This is a genomic window from Pseudomonas sp. B21-047 (assembly GCF_024748775.1).
Classification (GTDB): domain Bacteria; phylum Pseudomonadota; class Gammaproteobacteria; order Pseudomonadales; family Pseudomonadaceae; genus Aquipseudomonas; species Aquipseudomonas capeferrum.
This window is the reverse complement of sequence record NZ_CP087169.1, coordinates 2,538,711-2,556,379: the sequence shown is the minus strand read 5'-3', so window position 1 is coordinate 2,556,379 and position 17,669 is coordinate 2,538,711. Positions and strand designations below refer to the sequence as shown.

At 64.4% G+C, this 17,669-nt stretch carries 16 protein-coding genes; 4 read left to right on the top strand and 12 right to left on the bottom strand.

What is annotated here, in order from left to right; all coding sequences use genetic code 11:
* Positions 1 to 36: 36 nt before the first annotated feature.
* The 3 genes from LOY26_RS11725 to LOY26_RS11715 form a co-directional block, all read right to left on the bottom strand.
* Positions 37 to 1,008: a biotin-dependent carboxyltransferase family protein gene (locus tag LOY26_RS11725; RefSeq protein ID WP_186663610.1), complete on the bottom strand. Its 972-nt coding sequence runs from the start codon at positions 1,006 to 1,008 to the stop codon at positions 37 to 39.
* Complete coding sequence (locus LOY26_RS11720) at positions 1,005 to 1,892, bottom strand: allophanate hydrolase subunit 1 (RefSeq protein WP_186663609.1); 888 nt, start codon at positions 1,890 to 1,892, stop codon at positions 1,005 to 1,007. Before LOY26_RS11720 ends, LOY26_RS11725 begins: the two co-directional genes overlap by 4 nt.
* A 93-nt stretch (positions 1,893 to 1,985) precedes the next feature.
* Positions 1,986 to 2,744 (bottom strand): 5-oxoprolinase subunit PxpA, encoded by a 759-nt coding sequence (locus LOY26_RS11715; RefSeq protein WP_258714780.1) that lies wholly within the window; start codon positions 2,742 to 2,744, stop codon positions 1,986 to 1,988.
* 120 nt (positions 2,745 to 2,864) lie between these two features.
* Here LOY26_RS11715 and LOY26_RS11710 point away from each other — a divergent pair, with 120 nt between their 5' ends.
* The 4 genes from LOY26_RS11710 to LOY26_RS11695 all read left to right on the top strand — a co-directional run bounded on the left by LOY26_RS11710 (position 2,865) and on the right by LOY26_RS11695 (position 7,366).
* Positions 2,865 to 3,782: a LysR family transcriptional regulator gene (locus LOY26_RS11710; RefSeq protein ID WP_033697548.1), complete on the top strand. Its 918-nt coding sequence runs from the start codon at positions 2,865 to 2,867 to the stop codon at positions 3,780 to 3,782.
* 100 nt (positions 3,783 to 3,882) lie between these two features.
* Entirely contained in the window at positions 3,883 to 5,949 is a 2,067-nt protein-coding gene (treS, locus tag LOY26_RS11705) for a maltose alpha-D-glucosyltransferase (protein ID WP_258714779.1), read from the top strand.
* 83 nt (positions 5,950 to 6,032) lie between these two features.
* A complete protein-coding gene (locus tag LOY26_RS11700; protein WP_186663606.1) occupies positions 6,033 to 6,662 on the top strand; it encodes a riboflavin synthase subunit alpha in 630 nt (209 codons plus the stop codon).
* Between the two features lie 2 nt (positions 6,663 to 6,664).
* Positions 6,665 to 7,366, top strand: a complete 702-nt coding sequence (locus LOY26_RS11695) for a YoaK family protein (RefSeq protein WP_033697545.1) — start codon at positions 6,665 to 6,667, stop codon at positions 7,364 to 7,366.
* Positions 7,367 to 7,421: 55 nt separating this feature from the next.
* Here the strand turns inward: LOY26_RS11695 and LOY26_RS11690 are convergent, their stop codons facing one another.
* From LOY26_RS11690 to LOY26_RS11650, 9 genes are all read right to left on the bottom strand, one after another.
* Positions 7,422 to 8,321: a LysR substrate-binding domain-containing protein gene (locus LOY26_RS11690; protein WP_186660322.1), complete on the bottom strand. Its 900-nt coding sequence runs from the start codon at positions 8,319 to 8,321 to the stop codon at positions 7,422 to 7,424.
* Positions 8,322 to 8,354: 33 nt separating this feature from the next.
* Positions 8,355 to 9,857 (bottom strand): glycine betaine/L-proline transporter ProP, encoded by a 1,503-nt coding sequence (proP, locus tag LOY26_RS11685; RefSeq protein ID WP_186660324.1) that lies wholly within the window; start codon positions 9,855 to 9,857, stop codon positions 8,355 to 8,357.
* Positions 9,858 to 10,104: 247 nt separating this feature from the next.
* On the bottom strand, positions 10,105 to 11,079 hold the full coding sequence (gene hemB / locus LOY26_RS11680) for a porphobilinogen synthase (protein ID WP_258714778.1): 975 nt from the start codon (positions 11,077 to 11,079) through the stop codon (positions 10,105 to 10,107).
* A 155-nt stretch (positions 11,080 to 11,234) separates the two neighbouring features.
* Entirely contained in the window at positions 11,235 to 12,068 is an 834-nt protein-coding gene (locus LOY26_RS11675; protein WP_033697541.1) for an ABC transporter substrate-binding protein, read from the bottom strand.
* A gap of 34 nt (positions 12,069 to 12,102) precedes the next feature.
* A complete protein-coding gene (locus tag LOY26_RS11670; protein ID WP_258714777.1) occupies positions 12,103 to 12,771 on the bottom strand; it encodes an amino acid ABC transporter permease in 669 nt (222 codons plus the stop codon).
* Positions 12,768 to 13,409, bottom strand: coding sequence for an amino acid ABC transporter permease (locus LOY26_RS11665; RefSeq protein WP_186663603.1), 642 nt, complete (start codon positions 13,407 to 13,409; stop codon positions 12,768 to 12,770). Before LOY26_RS11665 ends, LOY26_RS11670 begins: the two co-directional genes overlap by 4 nt.
* Entirely contained in the window at positions 13,409 to 14,200 is a 792-nt protein-coding gene (locus tag LOY26_RS11660; RefSeq protein WP_258714899.1) for an amino acid ABC transporter ATP-binding protein, read from the bottom strand. Before LOY26_RS11660 ends, LOY26_RS11665 begins: the two co-directional genes overlap by 1 nt.
* Positions 14,201 to 14,224: 24 nt before the next feature.
* Positions 14,225 to 15,535, bottom strand: coding sequence for a Xaa-Pro peptidase family protein (locus LOY26_RS11655; RefSeq protein WP_156310358.1), 1,311 nt, complete (start codon positions 15,533 to 15,535; stop codon positions 14,225 to 14,227).
* A 96-nt stretch (positions 15,536 to 15,631) separates the two neighbouring features.
* On the bottom strand, positions 15,632 to 17,668 hold the full coding sequence (locus tag LOY26_RS11650) for an NADH:flavin oxidoreductase (protein ID WP_186660334.1): 2,037 nt from the start codon (positions 17,666 to 17,668) through the stop codon (positions 15,632 to 15,634).
* Position 17,669 lies beyond the last annotated feature (1 nt).

The window sequence follows — 17,669 nt, the reverse complement described above, 5'->3', positions numbered from 1 at the left end:
CAATAGCGATGGCCTGTCACTCAACCCACCCAGCAATCAAGCAAACAACCGGGCCAGGCACCCCAGCTTCTTCTTGTACGACCGCCGTGCCTCCAACGCCTGCTCCAGGCTCACCGCCAAGAACCGCGCCTGCTGATTGGGCTGCATCTGCCCGATCAGGTCCAGGTCGGCGCTGATCACCGTGCCGATCATGGCATACCCGCCGCCCGACACCGCATCGCGGTGCAGAATGATCGGCTCCAGCCCCGCTGGCACCTGGATCGAACCGATCGGGTAGCAGCTGTCGACGATATTCGAGGGGTCCGAGCCTGCGCCAAACGGCTGCTCACGTAGCTGGAAGCTCAATGCGCTAGCGCCCTTGTAGCGGTAGCCGATACGGTCCGCCTCGGAGCCGACGGTCCACGCCTGAGTGAAGAAGCTCTGCGCCGCCGCGTCGGTCAGGCGATGGAAATACAACCCCGGCACCACCCGCACTACCACCTCGCCACCCAGCGCCTGGCGCAGGGCCATCGGCAGGCTCGCGCCAGCCCGGGTCTTGCCGCTGGGCACACCGACCGGCAATACATCACCCGCCATCAACTTGCGCCCGTGCAGCCCGCCCAACGCACCCAGGGCGTAGGTCGAACGGCTGCCGAGCACTTCGGGTACATCGATACCGCCGGCCACGGCCAGGTACGCCCGGGCACCTGCGGTGGGGAAGCCGAAACGCAACACCTGCCCTGCCCTGACCGCAAACGCGGTGTCGGGGCGCTGCTCACGGCCGTCGAGCAAGGCGGGCATCTGCGCTCCGCATACCGCCACCAGCGCATCGTGCTGGAACTCAAGCTCTGGTCCCACCAGCGCGCATTCCAGCCCTGCTGCACCTGCCGGGTTGCCGACCAGATGGTTGGCGGCGCTCAGGGCATATTGGTCGAGCGCCCCGGACGGCGGAATGCCCAAGTGGTAATAGCCTTCGCGACCAAGGTCCTGTACCGATGTGGCCAGGCCGGGTTTGAGTACCTTGATCATGCCAGCACCTCCTGCAGCGTCTTGGGGTAGCCGACCGGGTCGGCGAGGAAGGCATCCAGGGAAAACGTCACCGGGCGAATGCGCAGGTTGAAGTGGCCCTCCTCCACCTCCGCCACGGCTTGGTCATAGGCTCGGCGGTCGATGGGCTTGAACTGCACGATGTCCCCAGGGCGGAAGAACACCATGTGCGCCTTGAGGTAGGCCAAGGTCTGCTGCGGGTCGTAGATCGGCGCCGGGGTGACGCCGAACATCTGGTAGCCGCCCGCCCCGCGTACCGAGTAGATGCACCCGAAACAGCCGCCATGGCCGAGGGTCAGCTTGGGTGTGTCGGTACGCGGACGCAGGTACTTGGGCACCTGCAACTGCCGCTCGCGCTCAACCATCTGGAACATGAACGGCAGGCCGGCGACAAAGCCGACCATCGACACGAACCAGGGCGCGCCACTGTGCGCGGCGATGAACGCCTGGACATCGGCCAGGCCGTTGACCCGCGCCGCATACTCAAGGTCCGTGCTGCTTGGGTCCTGGTGACGGTCACGAAAACGCATCAGGGTTTCGTGGGTCCACGGGTCGTTGTACAGCACCGGGATTTCGATGATGCGGGTCTGCAGCGAGCGCTCGGCCACCGCCTCTGCCTCGGCGCCGCGTACCGCTTCGAGCAAGGCCTGGGGGGCAATGCGGTCAGGGTCGAAGCGGATCTGGAACGAGGCGTTGGCCAGGCATACGTCGAGTACGCCCTCCAGGCCAAGTCGCTCCACCGCGCGGGTGACGGCCATGCCCTTGAAGAAGGCTTGCAGCGACATGCTGTCACTGACTTCGGCAAACAGGTGCTCGTCGGCACCGAAGCTGTAGCGGATTGGGGTAGAAGCAACCGGCTCGGCCATGACTGTTCCTTTTTTTGGAATCTTTATAGAAAGGCAGGCGAAATCAAATCAATGCAAGGGCCCCGGCCTCCAAGCGCCGGGCGCCGCAGCTACTCAGCGTGGCGCACGCACCGCGATACCCGCCTGATCGAGCGCCTGGCGCGTAGCCTCGACCAGGTCGAGCGCGCCGGGGGTATCGCTGTGCAGGCAAATGGAATCGAATTCGATGGCCAGGTCCTGCCCCTCTACCGTGCGCACCAGGCCTTGCTGGCAGGCCCGCAGCACACGCTCGGCGACGGCCTGGGGGTGATGGCCGCGCACGTTGCGGGTGAACACGATGGAGCCGCTCATGGCGTACTCGCGGTCGGCATAGAACTCGCGGATCACCGGCTGCCCGAGTGCCTGGGCGACACGGCAGATCACCGAGCCCGGCATGCAGTACAGCAGCAACTGCGGTTCGATCACGCGCAGGTTCTGCACCAGCAGTTGTGCAGCCTCCTCGTCGCGCGCCAGATGCATGTACAGCGCGCCGTGGGGCTTGATGTGTTGCAGCGTCACCCCCTGGGCACGGGCGATTTCACGCAGCGCGCCCAGTTGGTAGAGCATGTCGTCGACCAGCTCCTGGGCCGAGGCATTGATGTGTCGCCGGCCGAAACCGACCAAGTCACGAAAGCCCGGGTGTGCCCCGACCGCCACCCCTATCGCCTTGGCCCGCTCGACAGTGCGGCGCATGGTGCCCGGGTCGCCGGCATGGAAGCCGGTGGCGATGTTGGCCGAGCTGATGAAACCCATCAACTCGTTGTCGACGCCGTCACCAATGGTCCACGGGCCGAAGCCCTCGCCCATGTCCGAATTGAAATCCACCACCTGCATGAACGTATCTCCTGGTGCTTGTGACTGCCTGAATGCCACGTTAGATTCTCCTCACCCCCTTGGGAAGATCTATAAACAGATAGGGTGTCTTCTGAAAATCAGATACACCGGGAGCCAACCGTGTCACTGACCCTGCGCCAGGTCCGCTACTTCGTCGCCACTGCCGAGATCGGCCAGATTTCTCAGGCGGCGATCCACCTGAACATCTCTCAATCGGCCGTGACCACGGCGATCAAGGAACTGGAGGCGATGCTCGGTGTGCTGCTGTTCCAGCGCTCGGCCCAAGGTATGAGCCTGACCGAGGCTGGCCGGCATTTTCTCAACCGGGCCTATGTGATTCTGCGCAGCGTGGACGACGCGCTGAACAGCCCGCTGCCTGACGTGCGCGCCAGCGGCCTGCTGCGCCTGGCCGCCAGCTATACCGTGATGGGCTACTTCCTGCCGCACCACCTGCAACGGCTGGAACACTGGCACCCGGACGTGACCCTGCACGTGCATGAACAGGAGCGCAGCGCCATCGAACAGGGCCTGCTTGAGGGCCGTTTCGACATGGCTGTGGTGCTCACCGCCAACCTCACCCACCCGGACATCGTCTCGGAAACCCTCTTCAACTCCGAACGCCGACTGTGGCTGCCCGGCCACCACCCGCTGTGCGAGCGCTCTGCGGTGAGCCTGGCGGATGTGGCCGGCGAACCGTTCATTCTGCTGACGGTGGACGAGGCCGAACAAAGCGCCATGCGCTACTGGGAGCAGGCCGGGCAGCGGCCCAGCGTGCGCGTGCGGACCAGCTCGGTGGAGGCCGTGCGCAGCATGGTGGCCAATGGCAGCGGCGTGGCGATCCTCTCCGACCTGGTGCACAGGCCCTGGTCGCTGGAAGGCAAGCGGATCGAGACGGTGACCATCAGCGACCCGGTGACGCCGATGAGCGTGGGCTTGGCCTGGCACCGCGAGCGGGCGTTCAGCCCGGCCATGCAGGCGTTGCGCAACTACTTCCACAGTGCGTTTCTGGCACCGCAGCAGCTGTCGGCGCGGCGCTGACCCTTTTCCCCCTGGGAACACGCCGCGCAGGCATTGCGAACGTTCCGCGTGCGAAGCCGTCATAACTGTGGCCGGTGCCGACACGCAGAGAGGACGCGAGATGACTCAACCCGACCCGTCATACATCCAGTGGCTCGAAGACCGTTCCATGCTCAAGGCCTCCCAGCAGCGGGCCCTTTTGTATTCGGGGCAATCGCGCCTGTGGCAAAACCCCTATGCCGAGGCCCAGCCCCGCCGCGCAACCGAGATCGCCTCGGTGTGGCTCACTGTCTACCCTGACGCTATCATCGCCCCCGATGACTGCTCGGTGCTCTCGGCCCTGGCCCACGAAGCCTTGTGGAAGCGCTTGTCGGAGATCGGCATACAAGGCGTGCACACCGGCCCGATCAAGCAGTCAGGCGGCGTGCGCGGCCACGAGTTCACCCCCAGCGTGGACGGCAACTTCGACCGCATCAGCTTCGACATCGACCCGCTCTACGGCAGCGAGCAGGAGCTGATCCAGATGAGCCGCATGGCTGCGGCGCACAACGCCGTGACCATCGATGACCTGATCCCCTCGCACACTGGCAAAGGCGCCGACTTCCGCCTGGCAGAACTGGCCCACGGCCCCTACCCCGGGCTTTACCACATGGTCGAGGTGCGCGAGGAAGACTGGCCGCTGCTGCCCGACGTACCCGCAGGGCGCGATTCGGTCAACCTGCTGCCGGCCGTGTGCGATGCGCTCAAGGCACGCCATTACATCGTCGGCCAGTTGCAGCGGGTGATCTTCTTCGAACCTGGGGTCAAGGAGACCGACTGGAGCGTCACCCCGCCGGTCACCGGCGTCGACGGCAAGACCCGGCGCTGGGTGTACCTGCACTACTTCAAGGAAGGCCAGCCGTCGCTCAACTGGCTCGACCCGACATTTGCCGCCCAGCAGATGATCATCGGCGATGCCCTGCATGCGCTGGACTGCCTTGGCGCGCGTGGCCTGCGCCTGGACGCCAATGGTTTTCTCGGGGTGGAAACCCGCCTTGAGGGCACTGCCTGGTCCGAGAGCCACCCCCTGTCGATCGTCGGCAACCAGCTGATTGGCGGCATGATTCGCAAGGCGGGCGGTTTCAGCTTCCAGGAGCTGAACCTGACGATCGACGACATTGCCCTGATGTCCAAGGGCGGCGCCGACCTGTCCTACGACTTCATCACCCGCCCGGCCTACCAGCACGCGCTGCTGACCGGCGACACCGAATTCCTGCGCCTGATGCTCAAGGAAATGCACAGCTTCGGCATCGACCCGGCTTCGTTGATCCATGCCTTGCAGAACCATGACGAGCTGACCGTCGAACTGGTGCACTTCTGGACCCTGCACGCCCACGACATGTACCTGTACAAGGGCCAGACCCTGCCCGGCAACATCCTGCGCGAGCACATTCGCGAAGAAATCTACGAACGTCTGTCGGGCGAACATGCCCCTTACAACCTGCGCTTCGTCACCAACGGCATCGCCTGCACCACCGCCAGCCTGATCACGGCCGCCCTCGGCATCCGCGACCTCGATCAGATCAACGCAGCGGATATCGAGCGTATCCAGAAGATTCACCTGCTGCTGGTGATGTACAACGCCATGCAGCCTGGCGTGGTGGCGCTGTCCGGCTGGGACCTGGTCGGAGCCCTGCCCTTGCCCGCCGAGGCGGTGGCAGAACGCATGCTCGATGGCGACACCCGCTGGATCCACCGCGGCGGCTACGACCTGGCCGGCCTTGCCCCGCACGCCGAGGCCTCGGTGCGCGGCATGCCCCGTGCCCGCGCGCTTTACGGCAGCCTCGACAGCCAGCTGGAACACCCCGATTCATTCGCCAGCAAGGTGAAGAAGCTGCTTGCCGTGCGCCAGGCCTACGGTATCGCCACCAGCCGCCAGGTGCTGGTACCCGAGGTCAGTAGCCCTGGTTTGCTGGTGATGGTGCACGAGCTGCCGGCCGGGCGCGGGGTGCAGATCAGCGCGCTGAACTTTGGCCAGACGGTGATCAGCGAAACGCTGCACTTGACCGGCTTCACGCCGGGGCCGGTGGTGGACATGATCAATGAAACGGTCGAGGGCGACTTGACCGAAGATGGGCGGCTGGTGGTGAACCTGGACCCTTACGAGGCACTGTGCCTGCGCATCGTGAACAGCAGCGGGCATGTCTGAACGGTCGCGGCCACCTTGCTTTTACCGCTTCACAGGCTTAGTTTCCGGGTGACTTCATTTTCCCGTGCCCAGGAGCAACTTCCATGTACACCGGCATCGTCCAGGCCGTCCGCCCTCTGCTTGCGGTGAACACCTACCCAGGCCACAAGCAGTTCACCCTCGACCTCACCCCGGAGCTGCTCGACGAACTCAAGATCGGCGCCAGCGTCAGTGTCGAGGGGACCTGCTTGTCGGTTACCGAGATCGACGGCACCGAGGTGAAATTCGACGCCATGAACGCCACCCTGGAGCGCACCAACCTGCGCTGCTTGAAGGCTGGCCAGGGCGTGAACATCGAACGCTCGGCCAAGATGAACGCCGAGATCGGCGGCCACTTGATGGCGGGCCACATCGCCACCACCGCCGAGATCGTCGAGCTGTCGATCGAACCTACCGGTGCGTTCATCAAGTTCCGCATGCCGCCCGAGTGGGCCAAGTACGTGTTCCCCCGCGGGTTCCTTGGTGTGAACGGCTGCAGCCTGACCGTCGCTGATGTCGAAGACACCGTCATCACCATCAACCTGATCCCCGAAACCTTGCGCCAGACCACCTTCGCCAACTACCAGGCCGGTGAGCTGCTGAACATCGAAGTGGACCACCAGACCATGGTGTTGGTCGATGTGGTCGAACGCACCCTCAAGGGTACCCTGGCCCGCGAAAAGCTGTTGCCCTGAACATGCTGCCCAACGCGTTGACATCGCACAGTGCGCGGCGGCTGAAGCTGCGCAGCCTGCGAGGCCGGGTGGGCCTGGGGCTGGTGGCCGGGCTGTCGGTGCTGGCCGGCATGACCGATGCCATCGGCCTATTGGCCCTGGGCGACTTTGTTTCGTTCATGAGCGGCAACACCACCCGCCTGGCCGTCGCGATCAGTGAGGCGGATGCGGCCATGGTGCTGCGCCTGAGCGGGGCGGTACTCGGCTTCGTCGCCGGTAATGCACTGGGCGTGTTGCTGGCCCGCAGCTTCCGGCGCCGGGCCTGGCCGGTACTGCTGGTGGTCGCGGGGCTGCTGGGTGGCGCTGCGGCCTGGCCGCTGGCCGCGACCTTTCCGGCGTTGCTTGCGGCGACGCTGGCCATGGGCATGATCAATGCAGTGGTCGAGCAGGTGAATGGCCTGCCCATCGGCCTGACCTATGTCACCGGTGCCCTGTCCCGCTTCGGCCGCGGCCTGGGCCGCTGGGTGCTGGGCGAGCGGCGCAATGGCTGGCGGGTGCAGCTGGTGCCTTGGGCCGGCATGCTGCTGGGCGCCGCCCTTGGCGCCTGGCTGGAGCACCGCTTGGGCTTGCAGGCGCTGGCGGGCAGTTGCGCGCTGGCGTGCCTGCTGGCCCTGGTGACGCGGTTCATTCCGCGCTCATGGCAACTGGGCTACATGCCACGCTGATCAGATGCTGCGCGTGATACGGCCATCGACCTTGATGCAATAGACGATAGAAAAACTACTGACCAGATGCCTGCGCCTGTTGCAACAACCAGCTGCGCACCCTCTCCAGTGCTGGCGCTTGATAGGCATTGCGCGGCCAGACCAGGTAAAACGCCTGCTCCAGCACCAATTGCTGCTCGAACACCAAGGCCAACCGCCCTGCTTCAATGTCGTTGCGTACGAAGAAGTCGCTGGCCAAGGCGAGCCCCTGCCCGGCCACTGCAGCATCGATCGCCAACGATGTCTGGTTGAAGCGCACATTCTTGGCCCCAGCCAACAGCGGCTGCGCAAAGACCTCGCCGATAAAGGTTGGCCAGAAATTGTGCGCATCGTGCAGCAGCGCGAAGCGGTGCAAGTCGTCAAGGGAGGCCGGCTTGCCCAGTTGCGCTAGCAGCCCAGGGCTTGCCACGGCGACGATGCGTTGCTTGAGGAAAGGTTCGACATGCAAGGCCGGGCCGAACGGTGGGCGGCCGTAGCGCACCGCGATATCCACGCCCTCAGGGCGGAACTGCGAGAGGCGATCAGTGGCCAGTACCTGCAGGTCGATATCGGGGTGGTCGTGTGCAAGTGACGCCAGCCGAGGGATCAGCCACTTCGCTGCAAAGGTGGGCGTAACGCTGACCGTCAGGTGGGACCCATCGGGGCGCAGCGCCTGGGTAGCCGAGGCGATCAAAGCGAACGCACTGCGGATATCGGCGCTGTAGCGCTGGCCGGCGCCGGTAAGGCTCAGGCCCCTGGGCAACCGTTCGAACAGTTTGACCCCAAGGTTCGCCTCCAGCCCGCGAACCTGCTGCGCCACCGCCGCCTGGGTTACCCCCAGCTCGTCCGCTGCCAGGCGGAAGTTGAGGTGGCGTGATACCACCTCGAACACCCGCAAGCCATTGAGTGGCGGTAGCGCCGAAAAGCCCTCGGCCATATAAATTATCTACTGAGTAAAGGGCCTTGTACCTTACTCGATACGCGGATGTTGCTGCACCAGCAATTTGCGTTTGGCCTCAAGCTCTGCAATCTGCGTGTCGATGTCTTCGATTTTCTGCTCGATGTTGTCGTGGTGCTCCTGCAGCAGCTCGCGTGCTTCCTCGATGTCAGACGCGGCAGGCGCCGCACCGCGCAGGGGTTTGTTGGCGGTTTCCTTCATGGTCAGGGCGGTGACCAGGCCGACGGCCGCAATCACCATCAGGTAGTAGGCCGGCATGTACAGGTTGCCCGTGCTTTCTACCAGCCAGGCGGCCAGGGTCGGGGTAAGGCCGGCGATCAGTACCGAGATGTTGAACGCGCTGGCCAGGGCGCTATAACGAATGTGCGTTGGGAACATCGCTGGCAATGTCGAGGCCATTACGCCGATGAAGAAGTTCAGCAGCACGGCAATGATCAGCAGCCCGGCGAAAATCAGCCCAAGCACGCCGCTGTTGATCAGCATGAAGGCTGGGATAGCCAGCGCGAACAGGCCGACACTGCCGACCATGATGAAAGGCCGGCGCCCGAACTTGTCACTGAGCAGCCCGATGATCGGCTGCACGAACAGCATGCCGACCATGATCGCGATGATGATCAGCACCCCGTGGTCTTCGCTGTAGTGCAGGTTGTGCGACAGGTAGCTGGGCATGTAGGTGAGCAGCATGTAGTACGTGACGTTGGTGGCGATCACCACGCCAACGCAGGTCACCAGGCTGCGCCAGTGCTGGGTGGCCACCTCTTTGAACGACACCTTGGGGCCGGAGGCCAGGCCTTCGCGGTCGCCTTGTTCGAGCTTTTCGACGTGCTGCTGGAATGCCGGTGTCTCCTCCAGCGCGTGGCGCAGGTAGAGGCCGATGATGCCCAGCGGCAAGGCCAGGAAGAACGGCAGGCGCCAGCCCCACTCAAGGAACTGCTCCTCGCCCAGCACGGTGGAAATCAACACCACCACGCCCGCACCGAGAACAAACCCTGCGATGGAGCCAAAATCCAGCCAGCTGCCGAGGAAGCCGCGCTTGCGGTCGGGCGCGTACTCGGCGACGAAAATCGAAGCCCCGGTGTATTCACCGCCTACCGAGAAGCCCTGGGCCATCTTGGCCAGCAGCAACAGGATCGGCGCCCAGATGCCGATCGAGGCATAGGACGGTATCAGGCCGATGGCAAAGGTACTCAACGACATGATCACGATGGTGGCGGCGAGAATCTTCTGCCGGCCGAACTTGTCGCCCAGTGCCCCGAAGAACAACCCGCCCAGCGGGCGGATCAGGAAGGGTACCGAGAACGTGGCCAAGGCGGCGATCATCTGCACGCTGGGGTCGGCGTTGGGGAAGAACACCTTGCCGAGTGCGTAGGCGACGAAGCCATAGACGCCGAAGTCGAACCATTCCATCGCGTTACCCAAGGCGGCGGCGGTGATCGCTTTGCGCATCTTGGCGTCGTCGACGATGGTGATGTCTTTCAGGCCGATCGGTTTGACGCTTTTCTTGCGAGATTTCATGCTTATATCCCTGTCGCTGAATGCTCTATGGCATCAGAGACTAAGGGACACTAAATAATTCAGCGCTTAATGAATTTTTGTAGTTTCAGGGCGGGCTGGGGGCTTGTAGGAGCGGCCTTGCGTCGCGAAAGGGCTGCGTAGCGGCCCCGGCGATTTTTGCTGCGCCACAGAACCTGGGGCCGCTACGCGCCCCTTTCGCGACGCAAGGCCGCTCCTACAGGCCGCCCCCACAAGGCAGCCGGCCCTATCAGATACCTTCGCGCGCCAGGTCCATGGCGAAGTAGGTCAGGATCAGGTCGGCACCCGCCCGCTTGATGGCACCGATGCTTTCACGCATCACGCGCCCTTCATCGATGGCACCGGCCAGGCCGCCGAACTTGATCATCGCGTATTCACCACTGACCTGGTAGGCCGCCAGTGGCAGGCGCGAAGCAGCGCGGATGTCGGCGATCACGTCAAGGTAGGCGCCGGCCGGTTTGACCATCAGCACATCGGCCCCTTCCTGCTCGTCGAGCAACGATTCGCGCACGGCTTCGCGGCGGTTCATCGGGTTCATCTGGTAGCTCTTGCGGTCACCTTTGAGGGCGGTACCGCCAGCCTCGCGGAACGGGCCATAGAGCGACGAGGCGAATTTGGTCGAATAGGCCATGATTGCCGTGTCATGGAAGCCTGCGGCATCCAGCGCACCCCGAATCGCCTGGACCTGGCCGTCCATCGCCGCCGATGGCGCGATGAAGTCGGCGCCGGCGGCGGCCGCGATCACGGCCTGCTTGCCCAGGTTGACCAGGGTGGCGTCGTTGTCCACACCGTGGTCGTGCACCACACCGCAATGGCCGTGGCTGGTGTATTCGCAGAAGCAGGTGTCGGACATCACCACCATTTCCGGCACGGTGTCCTTGCAGATCCGCGCCATGCGCGCCACCAGGCCGTTTTCGTTCCAGGTGTCACTGCCGACCTCGTCCAGGTGGTGCGAGACGCCAAAGGTCATCACCGACTTGATGCCGGCACGGGCGTAGCGCTCGATTTCTCGCGCCAGCAGTTTTTCAGGGATGCGATTGACACCCGGCATGCTGGTGATCGGCACGAAATCATCGATGCCTTCTTCGACGAAGATCGGCAGGATCAGGTCTTCAAGGCGGAACTCGGTTTCCTGGAAGATCGAACGCAGGGATTCGTTCTGGCGCAAGCGACGAGGACGAACGGAGGGGAAACGGTTGGACATGACAGCTCCAGGGAATATGGACGGCGTACACCATATGCCTGTTGAGCCCCAGTGAAAAGGCTGAATGAAGAGATTGTGTCTTGCATCAAGGGTAATAGCCTGGATTAGTCGTGCCTCTTCGCGGGTAAACCCGGGAAGAGGCCGGTATAGGCACTTCACTCCACCAACCGCGGCGCCCCCACATCTGCCGCCTGCCGATCCAGCCCATGCGCCTCAAGTATGCGGGCAATCTCGCCACTGCCATGCAACGCCTGGATGTTGGCATCGAGCGCCTTGCCCAGTTCGACGTTGCTCAGCATGTAAGGGATGCTGGTCTGCCCCGGTTGCTCGGTCGCCTTGACCCGTGGATCCGGCTCGGACACTTTGATGCTGGCGCCCTTGTACGCCCCCTTCTGCTGCGAGGCGACGGCCACCGCATGGCTGTCGATGCCGGCCTCGATGCGCCCCGAGGCCAGGTCCTGGGCCATGGCCACCGGGTTGGGGTACAGCACCAGGTCGTCGCCCAGCACCGTCTTCAGGTCACTGACCCACAGGTAGCCCTGCACCGTCCCCACGCGCTTGCCCTCCAGCTCGCTGACCTTGGCATAGCCCTGGGGCGAGATGATGCCCATCACGTCCAGGTACAACGGCGCCGACAGCCCCAGCACCTTGCCGCGCTCCGCCGTGCGGTACCAGTCGCCAATGACCACGTCGGCACGGCGGGCCACCACCGACTGGATTGCCGCCGAGGGGTCGAGCACGCTGGCCTTGATGGTCAGGCACTCCCGGGCCGCGATCTGCTTGATGATCTCGCCATCAACGCCGCCCAGTGCCTGGCCGGTGCCAGGGATCGAGTACGGCGGGAAGACCCAGGCCGCGACGGTGAGCACACCAGGGGTCAGGGTTTCGAACGTATGGGTGGGTTTGCACTCGGCCATGGCCTGGGCGCTGCCGACCAGGGCCAGGCACAGGCTCAGGCAACGGGTAACGCGCTTGAATGGTTTCATCATGGGTACCTTTCAGGAAGTGAATGTAAAAGCAGCATCAGCAAGCAGGTTGCACGCCGGGCGCCAGGCGTCGCTCCAGGGCAGCCACGCCCAGGCTGGCCGGCGCGCAGACTGCCGCGTACATCAGCCCGGCCAGCACCAGCACCGGCATGTACTGGAACGTCGAGGAGCCGATGGCCGAGGCGCGGCTGACGATCTCAGGCAAGGCGATGGTGAAACACAGCGAAGAAGCCTGGAACATCATGATCGAGAAGCCGAGCAACGACGGCAGCGCCACCCGCAAGGCCTGGGGCAGGATCACATAGCGCAGGGCATCGACCCGGTTCAGGCCAATCACATCAGCCGCCTCGTGCTGGCCACGGGCAACCGCCTCGATGCCGCCGCGGATGATCTCGCTGGTGTACGCCGCCGTGCAGTACGCCAACGCCAGCACGGCCGCCCAGAACGAGGTCAAGGTCAGGTTCACCGACGGCAGGCCGAAGTAGAAGTACTGCAACAGGATCAATGCCGGCGCACCCCGCCCCAGTTCGACGATGATCAACGTCGGGTGGCGTATGGCCTTGCCCCTGGCGACTACGCCCAGGGCCAGCAGCAGCCCCAGCGCAATGCCCAGCAGCAGGCTGACGGCGGTCACCTGCAACGACAGGACAAAGCCCTTCCATAACTCCGGAAACCACTGCGCCCACAGTGTCAGCAGCGCGTTCATAGGCTGATCCTCCGTTGCAAGGTGCTCGACAACCAGCGCGAAGCCAGCGCCACCGGCACGCTGAGCACCAGGTACACCAGCGCAGCCGCGCTGTACACGCCCAGCCCCTGGAAGGTCTGCTGCGAAACCTGGTACGCCTGGAAGCTGATATCCGCGACACCCAGCGTCGACGCCACTGCAGAGTCCTTGAGCAGGCCGATGGCGTAGGTGGCCGCTGTCGGGATGGAAATGCGCACCAGCTGCGGCAACACCACATCGAAGAAACGCTGCGGCGCTGACAGGTTGAGCACATGGGCCGCTTCATACTGGCCATCGGGGATCGCCGCAAAGGCGCCCCGATAGACCTCGGCCATCTGCGCGGCGGTAATCAGGCCAAGGCCGACCACCGCTGCGACAAACGGCGACAACGTGACATAGCCGCCGCCAATGCCGAAAAAGATGAAGAACAGCCAGACGATCGGCGGGATCGAACGCAAGGTCAGCACCAGTGCCGCGCCCAATACCCGCAACGACGGCACCTGTGACATGCGCAGCGCGCACAGCGGGAACCCCAGCACCACACCGACGGCAAAGGCGCAGACGGTCACACCCACGGTCCACGGCACGCCCGTCAGCAGCATCATGAGGATATCGTTCATCAGCGGTTCCTCACGGCCTGGAGGAACTTGCTCACCCGTTCATGGCGTGGCTGGCGCATCACCTGGGCACTCGGGCCCTGTTCGATGATGCGGCCCTCGGCCATGACCACCACACGGTCGGAGACGGTCTCGGCAAAGTGCATTTCGTGGGTCACGACGATCATCGACATGCCCTCCCCGGCCAGCTCCTTCATCACCACCAGCACCTCCAGGCCGAGCTCCGGGTCCAGTGCCGATGTCGGTTCATCGAACAGCATCAACTGCGGCTCCAGCGCCAAGGCGCGGGCGATGGCGATGCGTTGCTGCTGCCCGCCCGAACAGCGCGCCGGATAATGCCCGGCTTTGTCCGCCAGGCCCACGCGCTCCAGCAACTGCATCGAGCGCGCATCGGCCTCGCGCTCACTGCGCCCCAGGGTACGGACCTGCGCCAGGCTGACATTGCGTAGCACCGTCAGGTGCGGGAACAGGTTGAACGACTGGAACACCATGCCGATACGCCGGCGCAGTTTCAAAAGGTCCGCCCGCGCCATCGGCGTGGCGGCGTCGATGTCCAGCTCATCAAGGCGGATACGCCCACGCGTCGGCGGCTCAAGCTGATTGATGCAGCGCAACAAGGTGCTCTTGCCCGAGCCGCTGGGGCCAATGATGGCCACGACCTCGCCCTTGCTCATCTCGAAGTTGACGTCGTGCAGCACCTCGTATTTGCCAAACTGTTTGTAAAGCGCTTCCAGGCGCAGAAACGCAGGCTTCACTGCAGGCACTGGCGGCACCTGACGCAGGGGGATACTCATCGGGTTCATGTGCAGGCCCTCCCCTCAATAGCGGTCGTCGTCGACCAGCGGCGTGCTCGACAGCTTGACCGCACCCTGGGCGGTGATCAGCACCTGCTCTTCAAGCTTGACGCCCTCGCGCCCGCCTTGCTCGCCGATGTAGCTCTCGACCGAGACCACCATGTTCTCCTCGAACACGCCGTCGTAGCCCCATTCGGCAAAGTCCACGGCGTAGGCCACGCTGGGGTACTCGTCGACCAGGCCCACCCCGTGCAGCATCATCATGTAGCGGTTGTGCTCGAACCGCTGCGGCACCGGCCAGCAGTGCGCGGCGAACTCGCGGAATGAAAGCCCCGGGCGCAGCAGCTGGAGGTTATGGCTGACCTGCTGCGAGGCAATGTCGAGCAGCGCACGCTGGGCCCCGGTCACTGGTTTGCCAGGGCAGACGAAGCTGCGCGAGATGTCCGACAGGTAGCCGCCGGGGCCGACCATGTCGGTGTCGAAGCAGACCATCTCGCCCGCCTCGATGACTTTGTCGGTGGCGTCCTGGAACCACGGGTTGGTGCGCGGACCGGAGCTGAGCAGGCGGCTCTCGGCCCACTCGCCGCCCTGGGCCACGTTGGTGCCGTGGAGGATGCTCCACAGCTGGTTTTCGGTAATACCCGGCACCAGGCTGGCCCGCATGCGGGCGATGGCCAGGTCGCACACGGCCATGGACACCCGATGGCTGGCGATTTCCTCGGCGGACTTGATCAGCCGCGCCTGCTCCATCAACGGCTGGGCGTCGAACAGCGCGATGCCTTTGGCCTTGAGCTTCTCGGCCCCCCAAGGGTCGCAACGGTCAACCGCCAGGCGGCGATTGCCGCCACTGTGGCGCAGCATCAGCTCGGCCACTTCCGCCGCCCACAAGGCCGCCTTCTCATCGACCCTGGGGCCGGCCAGAAAGTACAACCAGGGCAGCGCCGGGCGGATCTCGTCGATGGTCTCGACGTGCTCGCTGTTGTGCCGGCTGCTGGTGAACTCGAACAGCACCACCGGCCCTTCCGTGGGCACGAACACATAACGGCTGGGCGAGTGCATCACCCACAGGCCAAGGTTGTTGGTGTCGGTGGCATAGCGGATGTTGATCGGGTCGGCGAGCAGAATGCCGCCATAGTCGTGCGCACGCAGTTGCTGGCGAATACGCTGCAGGCGGTATTCGCGCAGGGCCTTGCGGTCGATGGCGGCCTGGGCCGCGAGCAGGCCGCTGTCTACCGGTGCCAGGGCATGGCCGGTGACGCTGGCGTCGGTGCGAAACTGCAGGGATGACGGGGCGAGCAGGCAGGGCTGCTCGGTCGATTGGGTACCGATGTGCATGGTTACACTCTCCACTGGATATCGTTGTCGTTGTTGGAGCCAGGGCAGTAACAGCGGGTGGTGCTGGGTTTATTGTTTTAAGGTGCAGCGTACCGATCAGAGGTCTTTCACCAGGCGCAGCGCGTCATAGATGGCCGCGTGGGTATTGCGCGAGGCCACCGCGTCGCCGATGCGAAACAGCTGGAAGCGCCCGTCGTTGCGCCGGGCCACGGTTTGCGGGCGGCCGGCAATGAGGTCCATGTACTCCACCGCCCCTTCATTGCTGGACAACGGGCACAGCTGGAAATACAGCTCGTCCAGCGGGCGGGTGCCATGGTTGACCACCACCTGGTCGACTTGCCGGGTCTGGCGCAGCTCGCTGTAGTCGGTGCCGATGCTGGCCAGCAGGCCGCCTTCGCCCTTGTGTACCGCCTTCAGCCGCCAGGTGACGGTGAAGGTCGTGTCCAGTTGCTGCAGGGTGCGCATGTAGGGCACTAGGTTCATGCCCATGACTTCTGGCGAGAAGGTTCGGTCGGGGGTCATGATCTCGGTGCGTGCGCCGCTTTGCGCAATGAACTCGGCGGCCTGCAGGGCGGCATGGTCCCCGGCATCGTCATACACCAGCACGTTGCGCCCAGGCTTCACGTCGCCGGAGATGATGTCCCAGCTCGACACCACCAGGTCGTTGCCGTGCTCCAGCACTTCGGTATGGGGAAGCCCACCGGTGGCGACGATGACCACATCGGCGGCCTCGTCGAGGATGATCTGGCTGTCGGCCCACACGTTGTAGTGGAAGGTCACGCCCAGGCGCTCGCACTGGGCCAGGCGCCAGTCGACGATGCTGATCATTTCCTTGCGCCGCTCGGACTGCGCGGTCAGGCGGATTTGCCCGCCGGCCTTGTCGGCCACCTCGTACACCACCACTTCATGGCCACGCTCGCCCGCCACCCGCGCCGCCTCCAGCCCTGCCGGGCCGGCACCGACGATGACCACCTTGCGCCGCACCGGCGCCTTGGCGATGTCGTGGGGCATGCTGGTTTCGCGCCCGGTGGCGGCGTTGTGAATACAGTAGGCGGCACCACCGTGGTAGATGCGGTCCAGGCAATAGTTGGCGCCGACACAGGGGCGGATCTGGTCTTCGCGGCCTTCGATGATCTTGCGCACGATGTGCGGGTCGGTCATGTGCGCGCGGGTCATGCCGACCATGTCCACCAGGCCTGCGGCGATGGCATGGCGGGCCGTGGCCACGTCCGGGATTTTCGCCGCATGGAAGGTCGGGAAGCCGGTCAGCGAACGGATCTCGCCAGCGAAGTCCAGGTGCGGGGCGTTGCGCATGCCCTGGATCGGGATGATGTCGGTAAGGCCTGCGTCGGTGGCGATATTGCCGCGTATCACGTTGAGAAAGTCGATCATCCCGCTGTTTTTGAGCAACTGCGAAATCTGCAGGCCTTCCTGCCGGGTCAAGCCGCCGGCCAGCACTTCGTCGCCGGTGTAGCGGATACCGACGATGAACGCGTCGCCCACCCGCTGGCGAATCGCGGCGAGCACTTCGAAGGTGAAGCGCAGGCGGTTTTCCAGGGAGCCGCCGTAGACGTTCTGCAACTCGTTGGTCAGCGGTGACCAGAACTGGTCCATCAGGTGGCCGTAGGCCTGCAGCTCGATGCCGTCGAGCCCGGCGGCCTGCATGCGTTCGGCAGCGTCGGCGTAGTCCTTGATGATGCGCTCGATGTCCCAGATCTCCAGGCGCTTGGGGAAGGCCCGGTGCGCCGGCTCCTGGTTGTGCGACGGTGACACCACTGGCAACCAGTCGCCTTTGTCCCAGCGGGTACGCCGGCCCAGGTGGGTGAGCTGGATCATCACCGCCGCGCCATGCTCGTGGCACTCGTCGGTGAGGTCTTTCATCCAGCCGACCACCTCGTCCTTGTAGGCCAGCACGTTGTTGAACACTGGCGGGCTGTCTCGGGAAATGGCGGCGGAGCCGGCGGTCATGGTCATTGCCACGCCGGCCTTGGCGCGCTCGACATGGTAGGCACGGTACAGCTGCTTGGGCATGCCGTCTTCGGGGTAGGCCGGTTCGTGGGAGGTGGTGATGATGCGGTTGCGCAAGGTGAGGTGCTTGAGTTGGTACGGCTGAAGCAACGGGTCATTTGACATG

Excerpts from the sequence above, each read along its gene's own strand:
- LOY26_RS11725 (WP_186663610.1), bottom strand. The coding sequence starts at position 1,008 with ATGATCAAGGTACTCAAACCCGGCCTGGCCACATCGGTACAGGACCTT.
- LOY26_RS11720 (WP_186663609.1), bottom strand. The coding sequence starts at position 1,892 with ATGGCCGAGCCGGTTGCTTCTACCCCAATCCGCTACAGCTTCGGTGCC.
- LOY26_RS11715 (WP_258714780.1), bottom strand. The coding sequence starts at position 2,744 with ATGCAGGTGGTGGATTTCAATTCGGACATGGGCGAGGGCTTCGGCCCG.
- treS (WP_258714779.1), top strand. The coding sequence starts at position 3,883 with ATGACTCAACCCGACCCGTCATACATCCAGTGGCTCGAAGACCGTTCC.
- LOY26_RS11700 (WP_186663606.1), top strand. The coding sequence starts at position 6,033 with ATGTACACCGGCATCGTCCAGGCCGTCCGCCCTCTGCTTGCGGTGAAC.
- LOY26_RS11695 (WP_033697545.1), top strand. The coding sequence starts at position 6,665 with ATGCTGCCCAACGCGTTGACATCGCACAGTGCGCGGCGGCTGAAGCTG.
- LOY26_RS11690 (WP_186660322.1), bottom strand. The coding sequence starts at position 8,321 with ATGGCCGAGGGCTTTTCGGCGCTACCGCCACTCAATGGCTTGCGGGTG.
- proP (WP_186660324.1), bottom strand. The coding sequence starts at position 9,857 with ATGAAATCTCGCAAGAAAAGCGTCAAACCGATCGGCCTGAAAGACATC.
- hemB (WP_258714778.1), bottom strand. The coding sequence starts at position 11,079 with ATGTCCAACCGTTTCCCCTCCGTTCGTCCTCGTCGCTTGCGCCAGAAC.
- LOY26_RS11675 (WP_033697541.1), bottom strand. The coding sequence starts at position 12,068 with ATGATGAAACCATTCAAGCGCGTTACCCGTTGCCTGAGCCTGTGCCTG.
- LOY26_RS11670 (WP_258714777.1), bottom strand. The coding sequence starts at position 12,771 with ATGAACGCGCTGCTGACACTGTGGGCGCAGTGGTTTCCGGAGTTATGG.
- LOY26_RS11665 (WP_186663603.1), bottom strand. The coding sequence starts at position 13,409 with ATGAACGATATCCTCATGATGCTGCTGACGGGCGTGCCGTGGACCGTG.
- LOY26_RS11660 (WP_258714899.1), bottom strand. The coding sequence starts at position 14,200 with ATGAGTATCCCCCTGCGTCAGGTGCCGCCAGTGCCTGCAGTGAAGCCT.
- LOY26_RS11655 (WP_156310358.1), bottom strand. The coding sequence starts at position 15,535 with ATGCACATCGGTACCCAATCGACCGAGCAGCCCTGCCTGCTCGCCCCG.
- LOY26_RS11650 (WP_186660334.1), bottom strand. The coding sequence starts at position 17,668 with ATGTCAAATGACCCGTTGCTTCAGCCGTACCAACTCAAGCACCTCACC.